This is a genomic window from Candidatus Nanohalovita haloferacivicina, assembly GCF_029232205.1.
Lineage (GTDB): Archaea > Nanohalarchaeota > Nanosalinia > Nanosalinales > Nanosalinaceae > Nanohalovita > Nanohalovita haloferacivicina.
Genome location: NZ_CP107255.1, coordinates 428,029 through 443,296, shown reverse-complemented (window position 1 = coordinate 443,296; position 15,268 = coordinate 428,029). Strand labels below are relative to the sequence as shown.

The 15,268-nt window shown below is 42.9% G+C and carries 19 protein-coding genes; 16 read left to right on the top strand and 3 right to left on the bottom strand.

All coding sequences use genetic code 11. The features are described 5' to 3' along the window. The first annotated feature begins 26 nt into the window (after positions 1–26). Positions 27–248 carry a hypothetical protein gene (locus HBNXNv_RS02435; protein ID WP_347721252.1) on the top strand — a complete coding sequence of 74 codons (222 nt, stop codon included), beginning with the start codon at positions 27–29 and terminating at the stop codon, positions 246–248. A 55-nt stretch (positions 249–303) separates the two neighbouring features. Further along, entirely contained in the window at positions 304–1,161 is an 858-nt protein-coding gene (locus HBNXNv_RS02430; protein WP_347721251.1) for a hypothetical protein, read from the top strand. Here HBNXNv_RS02430 and HBNXNv_RS02425 read toward each other — a convergent pair. Both HBNXNv_RS02425 and HBNXNv_RS02420 read right to left on the bottom strand, forming a co-directional pair. Further along, positions 1,158–1,637, bottom strand: coding sequence for a hypothetical protein (locus HBNXNv_RS02425; protein WP_347721250.1), 480 nt, complete (start codon positions 1,635–1,637; stop codon positions 1,158–1,160). The two genes, HBNXNv_RS02430 and HBNXNv_RS02425, sit on opposite strands and share 4 nt — an antisense overlap. Before the next feature lie 52 nt (positions 1,638–1,689). Beyond that, a complete protein-coding gene (locus HBNXNv_RS02420; RefSeq protein ID WP_347721249.1) occupies positions 1,690–2,553 on the bottom strand; it encodes a hypothetical protein in 864 nt (287 codons plus the stop codon). Between the two features lie 147 nt (positions 2,554–2,700). Between HBNXNv_RS02420 and HBNXNv_RS02415 the strand changes: the two genes are divergently transcribed. The 14 genes from HBNXNv_RS02415 to HBNXNv_RS02350 all read left to right on the top strand — a co-directional run bounded on the left by HBNXNv_RS02415 (position 2,701) and on the right by HBNXNv_RS02350 (position 14,572). Then, positions 2,701–3,027 carry a hypothetical protein gene (locus tag HBNXNv_RS02415; protein WP_347721248.1) on the top strand — a complete coding sequence of 109 codons (327 nt, stop codon included), beginning with the start codon at positions 2,701–2,703 and terminating at the stop codon, positions 3,025–3,027. A 65-nt stretch (positions 3,028–3,092) separates the two neighbouring features. Next, positions 3,093–3,413, top strand: coding sequence for a hypothetical protein (locus HBNXNv_RS02410; RefSeq protein WP_347721247.1), 321 nt, complete (start codon positions 3,093–3,095; stop codon positions 3,411–3,413). A gap of 84 nt (positions 3,414–3,497) precedes the next feature. Next, positions 3,498–4,037, top strand: a complete 540-nt coding sequence (locus HBNXNv_RS02405; protein ID WP_347721246.1) for a MarR family transcriptional regulator — start codon at positions 3,498–3,500, stop codon at positions 4,035–4,037. Continuing rightward, positions 4,037–5,521 (top strand): type I restriction-modification system subunit M, encoded by a 1,485-nt coding sequence (locus HBNXNv_RS02400; protein ID WP_347721245.1) that lies wholly within the window; start codon positions 4,037–4,039, stop codon positions 5,519–5,521. Before HBNXNv_RS02405 ends, HBNXNv_RS02400 begins: the two co-directional genes overlap by 1 nt. After that, positions 5,514–6,086, top strand: coding sequence for a hypothetical protein (locus HBNXNv_RS02395; RefSeq protein ID WP_347721244.1), 573 nt, complete (start codon positions 5,514–5,516; stop codon positions 6,084–6,086). Before HBNXNv_RS02400 ends, HBNXNv_RS02395 begins: the two co-directional genes overlap by 8 nt. After that, positions 6,076–7,434 carry a restriction endonuclease subunit S gene (locus HBNXNv_RS02390; protein WP_347721355.1) on the top strand — a complete coding sequence of 453 codons (1,359 nt, stop codon included), beginning with the start codon at positions 6,076–6,078 and terminating at the stop codon, positions 7,432–7,434. Before HBNXNv_RS02395 ends, HBNXNv_RS02390 begins: the two co-directional genes overlap by 11 nt. A gap of 5 nt (positions 7,435–7,439) precedes the next feature. Then, entirely contained in the window at positions 7,440–7,952 is a 513-nt protein-coding gene (locus tag HBNXNv_RS02385; protein ID WP_347721243.1) for a hypothetical protein, read from the top strand. 91 nt (positions 7,953–8,043) lie between these two features. Further along, a complete protein-coding gene (locus tag HBNXNv_RS02380; RefSeq protein ID WP_347721242.1) occupies positions 8,044–8,346 on the top strand; it encodes a hypothetical protein in 303 nt (100 codons plus the stop codon). Beyond that, the gene (locus HBNXNv_RS02375) at positions 8,347–9,420 is read left to right on the top strand and encodes a RusA family crossover junction endodeoxyribonuclease (RefSeq protein ID WP_347721241.1); all 1,074 of its coding nucleotides are present in this window, start codon (positions 8,347–8,349) and stop codon (positions 9,418–9,420) included. It begins immediately after the preceding gene. A gap of 92 nt (positions 9,421–9,512) precedes the next feature. Next, entirely contained in the window at positions 9,513–10,130 is a 618-nt protein-coding gene (locus HBNXNv_RS02370) for a nucleotidyltransferase domain-containing protein (protein ID WP_347721240.1), read from the top strand. Next, positions 10,114–10,524, top strand: coding sequence for a hypothetical protein (locus tag HBNXNv_RS02365; RefSeq protein WP_347721239.1), 411 nt, complete (start codon positions 10,114–10,116; stop codon positions 10,522–10,524). The genes HBNXNv_RS02370 and HBNXNv_RS02365 overlap by 17 nt, the downstream gene beginning before the upstream one ends. Next, a complete protein-coding gene (locus tag HBNXNv_RS02360; protein ID WP_347721238.1) occupies positions 10,514–13,516 on the top strand; it encodes a type I restriction endonuclease subunit R in 3,003 nt (1,000 codons plus the stop codon). The genes HBNXNv_RS02365 and HBNXNv_RS02360 overlap by 11 nt, the downstream gene beginning before the upstream one ends. A gap of 1 nt (position 13,517) precedes the next feature. After that, positions 13,518–14,246 carry a M48 family metallopeptidase gene (locus HBNXNv_RS02355; RefSeq protein ID WP_347721237.1) on the top strand — a complete coding sequence of 243 codons (729 nt, stop codon included), beginning with the start codon at positions 13,518–13,520 and terminating at the stop codon, positions 14,244–14,246. Continuing rightward, the gene (locus tag HBNXNv_RS02350) at positions 14,243–14,572 is read left to right on the top strand and encodes a hypothetical protein (protein WP_347721236.1); all 330 of its coding nucleotides are present in this window, start codon (positions 14,243–14,245) and stop codon (positions 14,570–14,572) included. Before HBNXNv_RS02355 ends, HBNXNv_RS02350 begins: the two co-directional genes overlap by 4 nt. Here the strand turns inward: HBNXNv_RS02350 and HBNXNv_RS02345 are convergent. Further along, a complete protein-coding gene (locus HBNXNv_RS02345; protein WP_347721235.1) occupies positions 14,559–15,191 on the bottom strand; it encodes a hypothetical protein in 633 nt (210 codons plus the stop codon). The genes HBNXNv_RS02350 and HBNXNv_RS02345 overlap by 14 nt on opposite strands. Positions 15,192–15,268: the final 77 nt, after the last annotated feature.

Sequence of the window (15,268 nt, the reverse complement as noted above, 5' to 3'; positions counted from 1 at the left end):
TAACAAATTTTTCAGCTTTTTTCTGTATGTTAAATATCGAGGATTCTAAGGCTGGCGCAATAGTTCTCTTTATCGCTTCAAGCATGGGATCGGTCTACTATCTGAAAGGCCTTGAGATCGAAAGCAATCTGGCACTGGCCTACAGCGCATTTATCGGAATTATAGTGGCTGCTATCTGGCTTGAGGTTTCGATGAGATTCCTGGTGAAAGAGGCCACTGCTCCACTTGACAAACTTCTTTCCCGGTGAGCACAACTCCTTTTATCCCGAAATTTTTTAAAACTCGGCAGCAACTGTATAGGTTGTGTCTACAAGCGCCGAACACTCTATTGAAGATGTTTTAACAACTGAAGAGCTTGAAAAGCTCGGAAAACCTGATGTACTTGAAGAAATACCTGATGCACAGGTAGCCCGATTCGGAGATACTTCTGCAGTTACTACGCCCGGAAGTTCAATTGCCTCTTCCATGGACCGATTCAAGGCCGGAAATATGACTCCTGCTCAGAGGAGAACTGTCGAAGGCCTTTACAGCGACTTCGCTGATGGAGGAGAAAGGGTGATTTTCGCCAGCGATGAAGTAAGAGATCTTCTTGGAGAAGAGGCCGTTGTAAAAATGGCTGGTTTCCCTCAGGCCTATGCAGTGAGGGTTGCAGATCCACAGGAAGTTGCAGATAAGGTAGATGAATATGATGATCAGTACGCGGGCAATCCTTCGGAGTACTTCTGGGATGAAATAGATAATAACAGGGCCGTGATGCCTGCTATCTACGATGGTAACGGTGTCAAAGATAGCGCGCCTGTCACGTTGATGAGCGGTGACGGAGTTCTCAGAAGCGAGGACGGTATGACCGCTGGACAGTTCGTGCAGAATATTTTACATGCAAAACAGGGAGAGCTTTCGGAGGACGATCTTGAAGATACTGAGGTAGCAGACCCTACAGAAATTGCAACTCAGAGATACAGGGCGCCAGACAGTTCTGAAGCAGAATACGAGCTTGATGTAATGATGCCGTCAGGATACGAGGAGGCTAATTTCGATGTAGGGCCTCAATCACTGGTTATAGAGGTTGATGGAGAGAAAGAAATAGTTAATTTCCCTGATCACCCCGAGGTACTTGATTACGAGGAGAACAACGGAGTTTACACATTCAGGATCTCTTAAAGAGTAGGAATATTGTCGTTGAAACGCACTTCGACACCGTCGTCGGGCAAGGCATCTTTTTCAACGGTAGGCTGGCCTACAGGAATCTCAAACCTGATATTTCGAGTTTCAATATCTGTAGGCCTGGCATCTACCTCTTCTTGATCGATCTTCAGCATGATATCTTCGAAGGTGTTTGGCTGCAGATATTCTCCGTGGTAGGACTTGAAGTCGGATCTGTCAAGGCCTACAGTGTAGTCCCTGAAGTTTCCTGATACCCCCATCATCACTCTGTCTCGCGGAGAGAACTCGCCGTCCATCGTGATAGTGGACAGTGTCTCTTCAATCGGGTATACCTGTGGAGTCTCATCTACTTCCTCGAAAAGAGCGTCCACATGCCTTACCCGTGGCTCCAGATAGGAGTCAACCGAGTAAACATCCGGCTCCCTCAGTTCGAAAAGCTCTACATCCTCCAGGTTTTCATACCGGTCGTTCATACTCATAGATTATCCCTCAAATATTAAGAATGGAAGAAATTTGATCTGGTTTTTAGAGGCCTTCAGGAGCGAACCTTGCTTCTGAATAGTCTCCTGCAACCTCTACCTCGGTTTCAACGTCGATACCGTACTCCAGCAGGCCGTAAGCCCGGAATCTTTCGGATGCCTCGTCAAAATCCTTCACCACATCCGTTCCTTTAGCTCCACCAGGAGTAACATTCTTCGACTTATCGGCCTCATAGACCGACTCGTCCCCATCATTGTACTGGGCAAGCTCGGTCATAACCATGTCGAAACGCGACTTCAACCTGTCGTGAATACCTCTGCTTCCAGAATCATGGCTCCAGCCCCTGACCTCTTCAACTGCTCTCTCAACAGCCCATGTCTCATGCTGAAAATCAACGATCTTATCCATCATCGACTTGTGCCTGTCCGAGTCCGATTCAACCCACCCCTTCTCAGTATTCAGGTATTCAAGAGTATCATCTCTTTTATCGTACTTCCAGATTATTCCATTATCATCTTTCACAGCGGCCTGGCCCTGATAAGCACCAGCAAGGAAGTAAGTCTGCATACCACCACTCTCCATCTCAAGAGTGACCCTTCCATCACTGCTGACACCCACACGATCAATACCTCCATAATTATCCATTACAGCTGAGTGATCCTTCTCAACACTATCCATGCCAGGAAGACCCTCAAGACCTAGCTCGGCCTCATTCGTAAGGCTGTAGTTACCTGACTCATCATCGGCCTCATACACAAAGTCCTCATCCTCAACACTTCTTCTCTGGACTTCTTCACCCGTCAAAAGGCCTTTTACCTGGGACTCGAACTCCTCAAGACTGTCAGCTTCAGTATCCTGCTCCAGTCTCGGAAGAACAGCCTCCCTCAGATTAGTACTCAGAACAGCCACCCATAACTGTTATTACTCTTCGATGAACATAAAGGTTGTGTTTGATCACAGGCAAAATTGCAACAGCCGATTTTTAAGCGTTGCGGACAAAAACAGGGAGTTCCTCGCAGATAAGGCCTTAAGACTTCCATATAAACAATAATCTAGATGGGCTTACAGGACCACACATGGACAAAAGAAGACGTAGCAGGCCACCAGTACGCCGGAAAATACGTAACACACGGCTTCATCAACAAGAACTCAATAATCGAACAAGTATCACCCTCTCACGTAGACTTCGAACTAGGAGAACACACCCTCGAATACGACGGAGAAAAAATGGACGTAGAACTTTACGTAACCAGGGACTGGGCCCAGTTCTCATACGACCAGAACTTCGAAGAACAACTAGGAGATGAAAGATTTACAGACGTAATACTCCACTTCCTGACCCCTGACAAGCACAAAAAACTTTCAGGTCTCGACGGAGTCTAGAAAAACAAATTTTCTTCCACCTTTTAACTCTTCGCCGCCAATAACTACAGGAAAAGGCACAAAAAATGGATACAGAAGCAGTAATATTCGGAAAATGGAACAACCACGGCAACAACATGAACCTCAGGCTCTCAGCACAGGACAGCCAGAAAGTAGACGAAGAAGTAGAACTAGTCTTCAAACACGGCAACAAACACGTACGCACAGTAAACGACATCTCAACACTCAAACAAGTAATAAAATTCACAGCAGAACACAACGTAAAAGGCTTCAACACAGAAAAAGCCCACAAAGCCATCCAACTCTACAACACATACCACAAAATCAACATGAGGCCCAAAGAAGCCCTCAAAGGCTGGAAACTAGATAAAAAAATAGAAAATTAACAAAGTCAGTATTGCTAAACGTTTTACAGAAGTGATTTCTAGTTATCGAAAGAATGTTAAAGGTCAGGACACAAAAACCTAGATGTGAGAATACTCACAGACAATACTGGCAAAGGCCAACTTGAAATACTTTCCGCATTGGCCCATAATTCCCCTCAGAGACAGAGTGAGCTTGTCGAGAACACCTCTCTCAGTAAAGGCGCTGTCTCAAACAATGTCAAGAAACTACGAGATAAGAAACTAGTAGAAGGAGAGAAAGAACTAGATATCAATTTAGAGAAAATACAACAACTTTATCGCGAACACATAGAGACATTTCTCGTACGAAGAAGCGAGGAACCCAACCAGCTAAACGAGTTGAGGACTTTCGTAAAGAAAAATATCTCAGAACAAGTCACCTCTCAGAGAGTTCAAGACACAATTATCGAAGTTTTACGGGTAGCAAAGAACAGAGAAGATCTTGAATCGTTGAATTCAGTATTTAAAGAAACCGACAGAGTTCTCAGAGAGACAGAAGGAGAAGCAAAAATGTTAGGACTAATAACAGACAGATCGAACGCATTTATTGACAACTCAAAAATTGAAGAAGAAGCTGAAAAAATACTAGACGAGGTTCAAAACTAATGGCAAAAGAAATCACCGAAGAAGAACTACGCGACCATCTTTTCAAATGCGCAGACATCATCAGAGACAGAGTAGACCCTACAGACTACAAAACATACATACTACCCGTCGTCTTCTATAAAGCAATAGATGACACATACCAGGACCGGTACGAAGAAGCACTGGAAGAAACAGGAGACGAAGAACTAGCAAAAGACCAAGCCTTCCACGACTTCCAAATCCCGGAAGACTACAGATACGAAAAAGCTCTAGAACAGACAGAAAACGTAGATCAGTTCCTAAACGAAGCATTTGACGCACTAGAATCCGAAAACCCAGAGAAACTTGAGAATATCTTCAGAGTCAACTTCGTGAATGCGGACGGAATCGATCACGATACTCTTCACCGTATGCTCGAACACCTGAACACGAAAAACATGTCTCTGCAAAGAGTAAAACCAGATATTCTAGGAGAAGCCTACATGGATCTCGTTCGGGACTTTGCTGAATCAGAAGGAAAGGATGGCGGACAGTTCTTCACACCACAGGAGATGGTCCAGCTAATGGCCGACGTACTGAACCCTGAGAACGGAGACGGAACCATCAAGATCTACGATCCAACAGTTGGATCAGCAGGAATGCTCGTAGAAATGGCCGAACACTACAGAGAAATCGGCGACCCCAAGAAAGATCTATTGCTGAAAGGCCAGGAAATCAACCCTGGAATCGCACCAATCGCACGAATGAACCTATTCCTACACGACCTAGACGGAGAAATCACGCGGGAAGACTCACTCGCCAACCCACAGTTCACGGAAAACGGCAAACTAGAGAAGTTTGACTATGTACTAGCCAATCCTCCGTTCTCAGCTGACTGGCAGAAAGACGCATGCCAGGACGACAAATACAACCGTTTCGACTGGGGAATGGCACGAGCAGACAGAGCCGACTACGCATTCATCCAGCACATGATCAAATCACTGAACGAAGAAGGAAAAATGGCCTGCGTCATACCACACGGAGTCCTCTTCAGAAAACATGAGAGCAAGTTCAGAGAACCAATGCTAGAAAACGACATGGTAGAAGCAGTCATAGGCCTACCAGAAAACCTATTCCAGAACAACTCAATCCCATCAGGAATCCTCATAGTCAACAAAGACAAACCAGAAGAAAGAGAAGGACAAGTCCAGTTCATCCACGCAGCCGACGAAAACTTCTACGAAGAACTCAGCAACCAGAACAAACTCACAGAAGACGGAATCAAAGAAATCGTGGAAAAATACAGGAACTGGGAAACCGAGGAAAGAGTCTCCCGAGTCGTCGACCTCGAAGAAATCCGCGAAAACGACTACAACCTCAACATCGCCCTCTACGTCGACACCACCCAACCCGAAGAAAACATAGAAGTCGCCGAAGAACTGGAGAAACTGAAAGAACTCCAATCAGAAAGAGAAGAAATCGAAAACCAGATGCAAGAACACATGGAGGCCCTCAACTATGAGTAAGCTTCAAATAGATCCTGAAAAAGCAGAAGAAAAGATAGATGAGTTCATAAAGCAGGCAGAGGGCCTTCTAGAACTTTCTTATGAGAAAGGTAAGCAAGAGAAAAAGGAGATGGAAACAAGATTAGATAACTTTGCGAAAACTGCCTTCTCGGATGGAGAAGAGAAAAAAGATAATCTCTATCCTGATGTAGTTACAGGAGCGATTGGTCTAAATAGTAAACAAAGACAGAATAGATACGAAGATCAAATCAACAGGAAACTTCGTAACCTGAAGGCCTGGAAAGAACAAGTAGAACTAGAAAAAAGCTCTACCGAAGAAAAAGCCAAAATAGAGAAGATGAAAGAGGAAGTTGAAGAGGAAAAACTTGAATCTGAACGTAGAGAAAATGTGGCTGAACAAAAATATCATGGGGCAGTTATCGAACTACTCGATCTTCAGAGAGATAGGATAAAGGAAAATGAGAAAACAAGCAAAGAAATTACAGAGATGAAGAAAGAAATACAAGACATCAAAGAACTTCTTGAAAAAGTCCTAGAAGAGAAAGAAGGTGAGAATGATGAGTAACCAGGCCTCACTCGGAGATATTTCTGACTCTGTAGAAAGCTCAAGCTCATTAGATGGAGAAGAGACTAAAGAGACAGAAGGCTGGACCTCAGAAAAAATTGGCGACATATTTGACGGAATTAAAAGCGGAGGCACCCCGAAAAGAGGAAAAGACAAATATTGGGAAGGTGGAGATATTCCATTCGTCAAGATTGAAGACCTCAACAGACAGCAAGGAGATGGAATCTCAGATGCTAAGGAATACACAACTCAGCAAGCAATAGAAGACGGAAAAACTCGAATCTATGATCCTGGAACAATCCTTCTGACAATCTACGGAACTCTCGGCGAAACCGGGATTGTCACAGCGCCAGTTTCCACAAATCAGGGAATCATAGGCCTCTGGGATCCAAAAGACACAAATATCCAGTTTGCCCGTTACGCTCTTGACTTCGAGCAAGACAGACTTGCTAGCAAGAAAAGGGAGACCACACAGGCGAACATCGGGAAAAATATTCTCAAACTACACGAAATTCCTCACCCTCCAAAATCCGAGCAACGCCGGATTGCGTCGGTTCTGTATAATGTGGATCAGGCGATCAGTAAGACGGAGGAAATCATCGAGCAAACCCAGCGGGTCAAGAAAGGCCTGATGCAGGACCTAATGAACGAGGGGATAGATGGAAGAGAGCTAAAAGAAGTCCGAATAGGGCCAAAAACATTTGAGCTTCCAGAGAACTGGGAGAAAAAACAGATGTTGGAAGTTTCAACTGAGATACGGAATGGGTTCGTAGGAACTGCTACTCCCTATTATGAGGAAGGTGGAATTCCTTATCTTCAGAGCTTCAACGTTAGACCAAACAAAATAGATTCTGAAGATGAAATGGTAGAGATTTCGGAGGAGTTCCATGAAGATAATCAGGATACTAGGATTTATGAGGGAAATATGCTGACAGTTCAGTCAGGACATATAGGAGAATCCGCTATAGTTCCTGAGAGATATGACAACGCCAATTGTCATGCCCTGATAATCACTAGATTCGATGAGAAGGAAGTTTATCCGGAGTATGTGGCTTATTTCATGAACTCTGAAATTGGTAGATCGCTAATAAAATCTGTTTCAGTTGGAACTACAGTCAAACACCTGAATACCAGCGATTTAAGGAAATTTGAGATGCCAATACCTCCTTTGAAGGAACAGAAAAGAATAGCTGAAATCCTATCAACTTATGAGAACCAAATTAGAACTTACAAGGAAGAGAAGGAGCAGCTCCAATCTCTGAAGAAAGGCCTTATGCAGGATTTGTTGACTGGGAGTGTTCGTACTTCTGAGGGTGTTGAGGTGTTGGATGAGGTTGTGGAGGTGTAGGGCTAGTGTCTCATGCTGAGGGGTTGAATTTGGAGGATGCTGTTGGTAGGATGGGTGGTTTCAACAAGCGTTTAGGAAATGATGGACTTGGGGAAAATATTGAGAGGATTCGGAGAGATTTAGGTATGTGGTTGAATAATGAGGTTTTTGATGATTTGAGGGATAAGGAAATTGATTTGGCAATTGTGTATGAGTATTGGAGGGAAGACGATGCTGTGGATATTGATAATTTGGTGAAGCCTATTGTTTCCGCTCTTGACGGTAGTAGCGGTGTTACGGTTTTAGAGGATAGTGAGGAAGATGAACCTTATCTTGTTGAAGACGATTCACAGATTATCCGAATTTTGACGAAGAAAATCAAACGTGAGACCGATCAAATTCAGAAAGATGTGAAAATAGATAAGACAGAAAATGGTGATTGGAGGGAGGCTCATGGCAGGATTACGATTTCTTTCAGAGAACATGATCCGGAAAAACCTATGAAGATGGTTGCTGGACGGGGTTATCTGGATGAGTAGAAGAAGGAAGAAGAGACCTCGGAGAAGGAGAACTCAATCGCATAAAGGCCTATTTAGTCCTCAGGCTAAGAATTATGCGAAAGGTAACTTGTTGGCAGGACCAGGACAGTGGAGGAATATTTACCGTACTGGTGCAGGGCTTGCTTTGGCTTTGAATACCGGTTTTTCTCTTTTGCTGAACTGGGGTGCGTTGACTTCTGGTTCTGTTGAGGCTGCTGGTCCTGCTATTAAGGCGATTTTTATCTCGATAGCGAATTCTTTGATGCCTTTGACTGCTGTAGTGCTCCAGACTCCTATTCAGGGGATTTTCACAGGTTTGATTTATGTTGCGACAGGCCTGTTTTACTGGACTGCAAAATATGAGATGAATACTCCGACGGGAGGCAGGTATTGAATGGCTGTTCCTGAGGTTCGGTTGGTTCTTAATTTTTCGTTTATTGGTGCTTTGGTTGCTGCTGCAGTTTATTTTTATGGCAAGAAGATTTCTGATAGGGATCTTGATTTGAAGGATGATACTGACAGGTATGGTCATGGTGTGGCTTTTGTTATTCTCTTCATGGTTATTCCTCTGGCTATGAGTTTTCTGTTGAGCGTACCTCTAAGATTGAGGTTTAGTGACTCGGTTATGCAGGTTTTATTTGGTGGTTCATTTCTGATTTTGGGGCCTGCGATTATCTGGATGAGTAGAAAACTTGATTACTACAGGGAGACGGATAACGACTTGATCGATGAGGATTGGGAGATTTGGAAAATTTTGTTTTTCTCTACTGTGCTGAGTTTTACTGCTTCTCTTGGATTTTTCAGTTTCGGTGTTTGGGGCGGTATCTTTGGTTTAACGTGTTTTGTGATTTTTTCGACTGCTACCGCTGATCTATATAGCCAGATGAAGAAGGACGAGCGTGCCGTATTTATTGAGACTGAGAAGGACGAGTACTATGGAACTTTATTCAGAGTGAATGAGAATTTCCATTACCTGAAGAATAAGGCCGGAGTCTACGTGATAAATAACGACAAGATTGAGGTTTTGAAGGATATGTCTCACTGGGCGAATCAGGAGGGCGATGTTTTGATTGATTCAGTTGGTTATCATGGTGGTTTCAACAAGGTTATCCGTGGGAGAGAAAATTTTGAGAATATTGAGGACTTGCGGACTGACTTGGCAAACTGGATGAAGAACGAAAATTTTGAGGATTACAAAGACAGTGAAATTGATGTTGCGATTGTCTATCATTACACGGACAAAGATAACGCTCTGGATGTCGATAACCTTGTCAAGCCAGTAATTAGTGCTCTCGAAAACGATGATAGAGCTGATGAAAACGAGTATCTTATAGAAGACGATTCACAGATTAGAGAGGTTCTAGCCAAAAGCATGAGAGCGGAAATCAAGGACGAGGACTACCTAACTATATCTTTCAGAGAACATTCTCAAAAACCGATGAAACTTGTCAAGAGGCCGATACTTTGAAAATTAAAAACCAGAATAAAATCTTCAAGAAAATCCTTAATCGTTTAAGGAAAAACTTAAACATTTAAGTTTTGGATCAAAGAGGTTGTAATATGGCAGAGAGGTTTGTGGATTTGTTGGGTAAGGAGTATCGTGGTCAGGTGTTGGAGTTTTTGAGGGATAGGCCTGATCAGATGTTTACGATTAATGAGGTTGCTGAGAGTGTTGATGGTTCTTATCCTGCTGTCAGGGATTTTATCCGTGAGTTGGAGGATTTGGATTTGGTGAGGATTAGGAAGAAAGGTAGTTCCTACTTGGTCGAGTTTAATCAGGATTCTCGTTATTTCCATGCCGTTGACGCTATTTTCCAGGTAGAGGTAACGCCACTTTTTAAGGAAGCTGATAGTTTTGTCCATGAGCTGATGGATTCGGATGAGATGGAAGAAAAGATTGTGAGTGTGGTTCTTTTCGGTAGTGTTGCGCGTGGTACTGCCGACTCTAATTCAGATATTGATATTTTATTTGTGGTTGAGGACGGTGTTGACACAGATTATGTCAAGAACCAGATAATTAACAAATCAAGGAGTAAGTCGGATAAAGAAATTGTTCCTGTGGTAGAAACCGAATCCGAGTTTACTGAAAACTATGAAAACAAGAAACGGTTTGAGCAAAATGTTGTGAGAGATTCAGAAGTTTTATGGGGTGATTCTCTTCGTGCAAAGGTCAAGTAAGTCGATTAAAGAGGCGGAGGCCTATATTTATGGTGCGGAGAAGGTTCGGGAGAACTTGCTTGAGCAAGACTCCGATATCTGGAATCCTGTAGTTGTGAACTGTATTATGGCGATGATTAAGTGTAATGATGCTTTAATGTTGGAGAATAGAGGCCATACCAATAAGGATCATTCTACTACTGCCAATGAGTTGCAGGAGATGTATGAGGAAAGGATGATCTCGCAGGATTTCAAGTCCAATCTTGATTCTGTCAGGAAGTGGGTTGTTGATAAGAAGACCGAGATCCAGTACAGGAATGCCAAGGTATCTCTGACTGAAGCCGATAGGTGTTTGAAGGCCTCGAAGAGATTTCTTGAGAAAACCAGAAAAGAATTGAATCTAAATGAATCTTAAAGGTGCTGGAAACTTGAGACAAACTACTGAGGGCGGCGTTGAGGCAAAAGTTCTAGATTACTTGGAAGATGTCGGCTGGGATGTTTACGGAGACCCTAAGAATAATGGCGAGTGGGGTGGCAGCCAGCTAGATGATAAGTACGATAGAGACCGCGATGAAGCAGTTTACTGGAACTTATTGAAGCAGAAAATTGTCGAACTTAACGAGAACATTTCCAATGATGATGCACAGGAAATAGTTGATAACTTAAAGCGGAACCTGGGCGCGGAAAATCTGCTTGACGCCAATGAAGAGTTTTATGAAAAGATGCGCGACGGCGTACCTCATACCGTCGTAGATGAAGACGGTGAGGAGAAAAGCGAATACATAGATCTTATTCATCTTCCCGAAGATGAGAGCAACCTAGAAGAACTGATGGAGAAAAACGAGTTTGTCGCAATAAACCAATTTCAGTTTGAGAGAAAGAAGTCTGTTAGGCCGGATATAACCCTTCTAGTCAACGGAATACCGATTGTGCAGTTCGAGTTGAAGAACGTAGGCCCTAGTTCAACCATTCAGAAAGCGATGAATGAAATGGACGAGTATCAGGAAAACGCTCAAAGAATGTTTGTACCTAACCTTTTCAACGTAGTTAGCGATGGACAGAGGTTTCGCTACGCTGCAACAGGCGCTCCTCAGAAGTTTTACTTCCCTTGGAGATCAGAGAGTTTTAAGGAAGGAGACTACGAAGTCAAAAATGCGATTACAGATCTGTTTCAGCCAGACAAGCTCATGGATCTATTCAGGTACTATGTCTTCTTCTCTGATGAAGGTAAAATAGTACCGAGATATATGCAGTTCCAGGCATCTAACAGAATGATTGAGAGAATGAGAAAAGGAGAGCCACGTAAAGGCCTTATTTGGCATACTCAAGGTTCAGGAAAATCATTTACTATGATGTTTGCAGCTCATAAAGCAAAGAAGTCTCCTAGCGTGAAAGACAGGCAACAGATACTGGTGGTGGATAGGACTAAACTTGAAGGCCAAATGTCTGATGATTTGCATGATATTGGTTTTCCTATATTTGAAGTAGCAGACACAATTAACGATCTTGAGAATATACTAGAAGAGAATAAGAATCAGTTGGTACTTACTACGATCCAGAAATTTGAAAATGTGAACTCGCATATAGATGCTGACCCAGAGGGGGAGACCGCTGTCTACGTGGATGAGGCCCATAGATTTACTGAGGGGAAGTTAGGGAGTAAACTAAGAAATGCGTTGCCCGATGCTTTCTACTTTGGTTTCACCGGAACCCCCGTAGTTGAAAACAGTAAAGATGGTAGGAACACGTTTAAGGAGTTCTCACCTACAGGAGAGGATTATCTGCACCGTTACTCAATTGAAGAAGGTCAAAGAGATGGAGTAATTACGGAAGTTACCTTTACTAAGATGAATGTGGACTGGGGAGAGATCCCTGAAGAAATACTCGACCAAGAGTTTGAAGGAGAATTCGGAGATCTTCCTTTACCTAAGCAGAAAAAAATCTTGAGAGAATATGTAAACGAATCTGAACTGGCAGAACTGAGGCCTAGAGTGGAGAAAGTTGTCCGGAAAATTCTAGATCACTTTGAGAGCAAAGTCGAGCCCATCAACCTGAAAGGGATGGTAGTTACACCTTCACGTAGGGCTGCTGCCATTTACTGCGATGAGCTAAGAAAGTACCGCGACTCCGATGAAGTTGAGGCTATTATCTCAGGAGATGGGAAAGACGATGATTTCATGCAGAAGTACATCAGATCAGAAGAAGATGAGAAAAATATTATAGAGAACTTTAAAGATGATAAGAAAGACCCTCAGCTTCTTGTAGTATGCGACAAACTTCTTACCGGCTTTGACGCCCCCGTACTAAAGACGTTATATCTCGACAAAAACTTGAACAACCATAACCTTCTACAAGCCATTGCTAGAACCAACAGACCTAGAACAGGTAAAAAGAATGGAGAAATCGTCGACTTCGCAGGTGTATTTGACAACCCAGAAGAAGCACTACAGTATGAAGAATTCAATATTATCAAAGATGGCCTAAAGGAGACGGATGAACTTGCAGAAGAATTTTTAGAGCTTCAAGAAGAGATTCTAAACCTCTTTGAGATTAGGTTTAGAAATGATCCTGAGACAATTCAGTCAGCGGTTGCTTCTCTAAGGAAGAATGACAGTAAGGCCTCTAGATTCTTGGAAATGTTTTCTGAAGCCGAAGATATCTACGAATCTGTTCAACCTCACGAAAAACTGGGAGAAGACAACGTCATAGCAAAATGGAAAATTATTAATCAAGTCTACTTCGAGTACAAGGAGATGGAGAAAGGTGCACGTCCTGAAGAAGGCAAAATTTCAGGAGAGGTGAGAGAAAAGACAAGAGAAATTCTTGAAGAAAATCTCGAGGTTAATGAGATAGAAACAGAGGAAGAAGACGTTTACTATGAGATAGGTACTCCTGAAGTAAAACATGTAGAAGACCAGGAACCAGAATACAAGGCCGCAGCAGAGGGTGCAGTCCTTGAAGAAAATGTTGAGGTGAAGGCTCAGAGTAATCCTGCTTATGAATCATTAAGTGAGAGGGTTAAACAAATAATCCAGGACTGGAAGGACGAAGATATTAATGCCGAACAGGCAATACAGGAGTACGAGGAAGTTAGAAAGGATATAGAAGAATTAGAATCAGAACAACAGAGGAAGAAAATGGATGATGTTTCCTTCTCTATATACCAATTGCTTACAGATCGTTACTCAGAATACTTCACACCGGAGGGCGCAGAGGAAATAGCAGAATCAATATCTGAGAGTACAGAATCATTAGACTTCAATTCTGTGGAGTCAACTTTACGTAAGAGTATAAGACGTAGAATTATCCAGGAGCTCGTGGCTCATGATTTTGTTGATGTGCTTGCTCAGGAGAACAAAGATGAGTTTCTGTCTAAAACCGTAGATCTTGTAATTAAGAATCGGTAGTATGATGGAAGCTAAAATTGATGGCCTGAAAATAAACTATAGTATACGCAACAGTTCTGAAGCATCCAAGCCAAGAATCGATCATAAGTTAGGTGATTTTACAGTAGTTATACCCGAAGATCAAGATTTAGATGCTGAAGAACTACTAAAACAGAAAGAAAGCTGGGTTGCTAAGAAACGGAAAGAATTTTTGCGTTTTAAGAGAAAAATTCCAGATAGAAACTTGTCAAACGGCAGTAAAATCACTATTTTAGGTGAAGAGAAGGAGATAACTGTCCAAACCGCTAGGAAGAATCAGATTAATGATAAAATTATCTTAGCAGAACATTTGGTAGAACAGACTTCTTTGAAAGACCAACTTGAAAAGGCACTTAGGGAAAGAGCAAGAGAAGTGATAGAACAAAAAATAGAGGATCATAAGGATAAAGTAGACGGGGAACATGAAGAGATATTCATAAGAGATCAGCAGACTAAATGGGGAAGTTGCTCCAGTAAATCAAATTTAAACTTCAATTGGCGGCTAGTACTAGCACCACAACACGTCCTAGAATATGTTGTAGTACATGAATTAGTACATTTAGAAGAAAGAAACCACAGTGAAAAATTCTGGTCTCGTGTACGTGGAATACTTCCAAAGTACCAGAGATCGAACAAGTGGCTCGCTAAAAATAGTGCTCAACTAGTATTTGACAAATCCCTAATATTGGAAAACGAGAAAAATACAGAATGAAACAACTAATCGACAAACTCAGAGACATCGATGGAGTAAAGGCTGTGAGGAAACAGTCTGGGCCTGTTCTCAAAATTGAGCTTTTTCACAGAGAAATCCCTAACAGTGAGGCTGTGGAGATTCGGGGTGATCTTCGGAGTATTTCTCAGAATATTGTTAACATCTTGGATGAGGCCCGGAATGAAGGAGAGTTTGAGTCGTGGGAGTGGGTTCGAAAACCTCAGAAGAGGTATCAGGAGACTTCTCTGGGCCGTAATCGTAGTGTTTCTGATCGGAAGGCTAAGGGTCATAGGCCTGGTTTTTACAGGGTTTCTATTCAGGTTTGAATGCGAAGTCGGCGAGTACATCTCCGGTGTATTTTTCTGTTGATACGTGGTTGGAGTATTTGTCGATGTATCTTTCTACTTCTTCTGGTTGGAGGCCTGGTATGTCTGAGGTTATTTCGCTGGTGAAGAGGTCGTATGACTTGGCTGCTGCGAAGGTTGGATTGCCGTCGAGTTTTTCTACTGCGTGTTCGTCGAGGTAGTCTATTGCTATGCCGTTTCCGTTGTGGAATCTTATGTTGTCTGGTGATAGGTCGCAGTAGGCGTATCCGTGGTCTGCGAAGCTTTCGAATACTTCGACTGTTTCTCTTATTACATGTTCGAGGCCTTCCTGGTACATTACGTCGTAGAACTTGTCGGGTACTCTGTCCTGTTTGAACATGTCTACTCCTTCTTCGGTTACTGCCCAGGTGTTGACGACTCTGGCCTTTCCGTGGAGGTCTCTGTATATCTGTCTTATTTCTTCGTCTGACTGGATTGGCATTATCATTTCTCCGTGCAGGCCTTCAAACACCTGTTTCACGGCTCCTTCCTCTACTTCATCTCCTTCATCGATTATTCTCTGGTCTTCCGCTCTCTCAGGTTCAAGTGTTCTCTGGATGAAGCCATCTATTCCAGTCATCAGAAATAACTCTTAGGCCTTAACTGTTTTTAGAGTAATCAACACACTCGCTGGCGCCGGATTAGCTCGGTCTTATG

Coding starts and splice junctions, on each gene's coding strand:
- HBNXNv_RS02435 (WP_347721252.1), top strand. CDS start 27: ATGTTAAATATCGAGGATTCTAAGGCTGGCGCAATAGTTCTCTTTATC.
- HBNXNv_RS02425 (WP_347721250.1), bottom strand. CDS start 1,637: ATGAACGACCGGTATGAAAACCTGGAGGATGTAGAGCTTTTCGAACTG.
- HBNXNv_RS02415 (WP_347721248.1), top strand. CDS start 2,701: ATGGGCTTACAGGACCACACATGGACAAAAGAAGACGTAGCAGGCCAC.
- HBNXNv_RS02410 (WP_347721247.1), top strand. CDS start 3,093: ATGGATACAGAAGCAGTAATATTCGGAAAATGGAACAACCACGGCAAC.
- HBNXNv_RS02400 (WP_347721245.1), top strand. CDS start 4,037: ATGGCAAAAGAAATCACCGAAGAAGAACTACGCGACCATCTTTTCAAA.
- HBNXNv_RS02395 (WP_347721244.1), top strand. CDS start 5,514: ATGAGTAAGCTTCAAATAGATCCTGAAAAAGCAGAAGAAAAGATAGAT.
- HBNXNv_RS02390 (WP_347721355.1), top strand. CDS start 6,076: ATGATGAGTAACCAGGCCTCACTCGGAGATATTTCTGACTCTGTAGAA.
- HBNXNv_RS02375 (WP_347721241.1), top strand. CDS start 8,347: ATGGCTGTTCCTGAGGTTCGGTTGGTTCTTAATTTTTCGTTTATTGGT.
- HBNXNv_RS02370 (WP_347721240.1), top strand. CDS start 9,513: ATGGCAGAGAGGTTTGTGGATTTGTTGGGTAAGGAGTATCGTGGTCAG.
- HBNXNv_RS02360 (WP_347721238.1), top strand. CDS start 10,514: ATGAATCTTAAAGGTGCTGGAAACTTGAGACAAACTACTGAGGGCGGC.
- HBNXNv_RS02355 (WP_347721237.1), top strand. CDS start 13,518: ATGATGGAAGCTAAAATTGATGGCCTGAAAATAAACTATAGTATACGC.
- HBNXNv_RS02350 (WP_347721236.1), top strand. CDS start 14,243: ATGAAACAACTAATCGACAAACTCAGAGACATCGATGGAGTAAAGGCT.
- HBNXNv_RS02345 (WP_347721235.1), bottom strand. CDS start 15,191: ATGACTGGAATAGATGGCTTCATCCAGAGAACACTTGAACCTGAGAGA.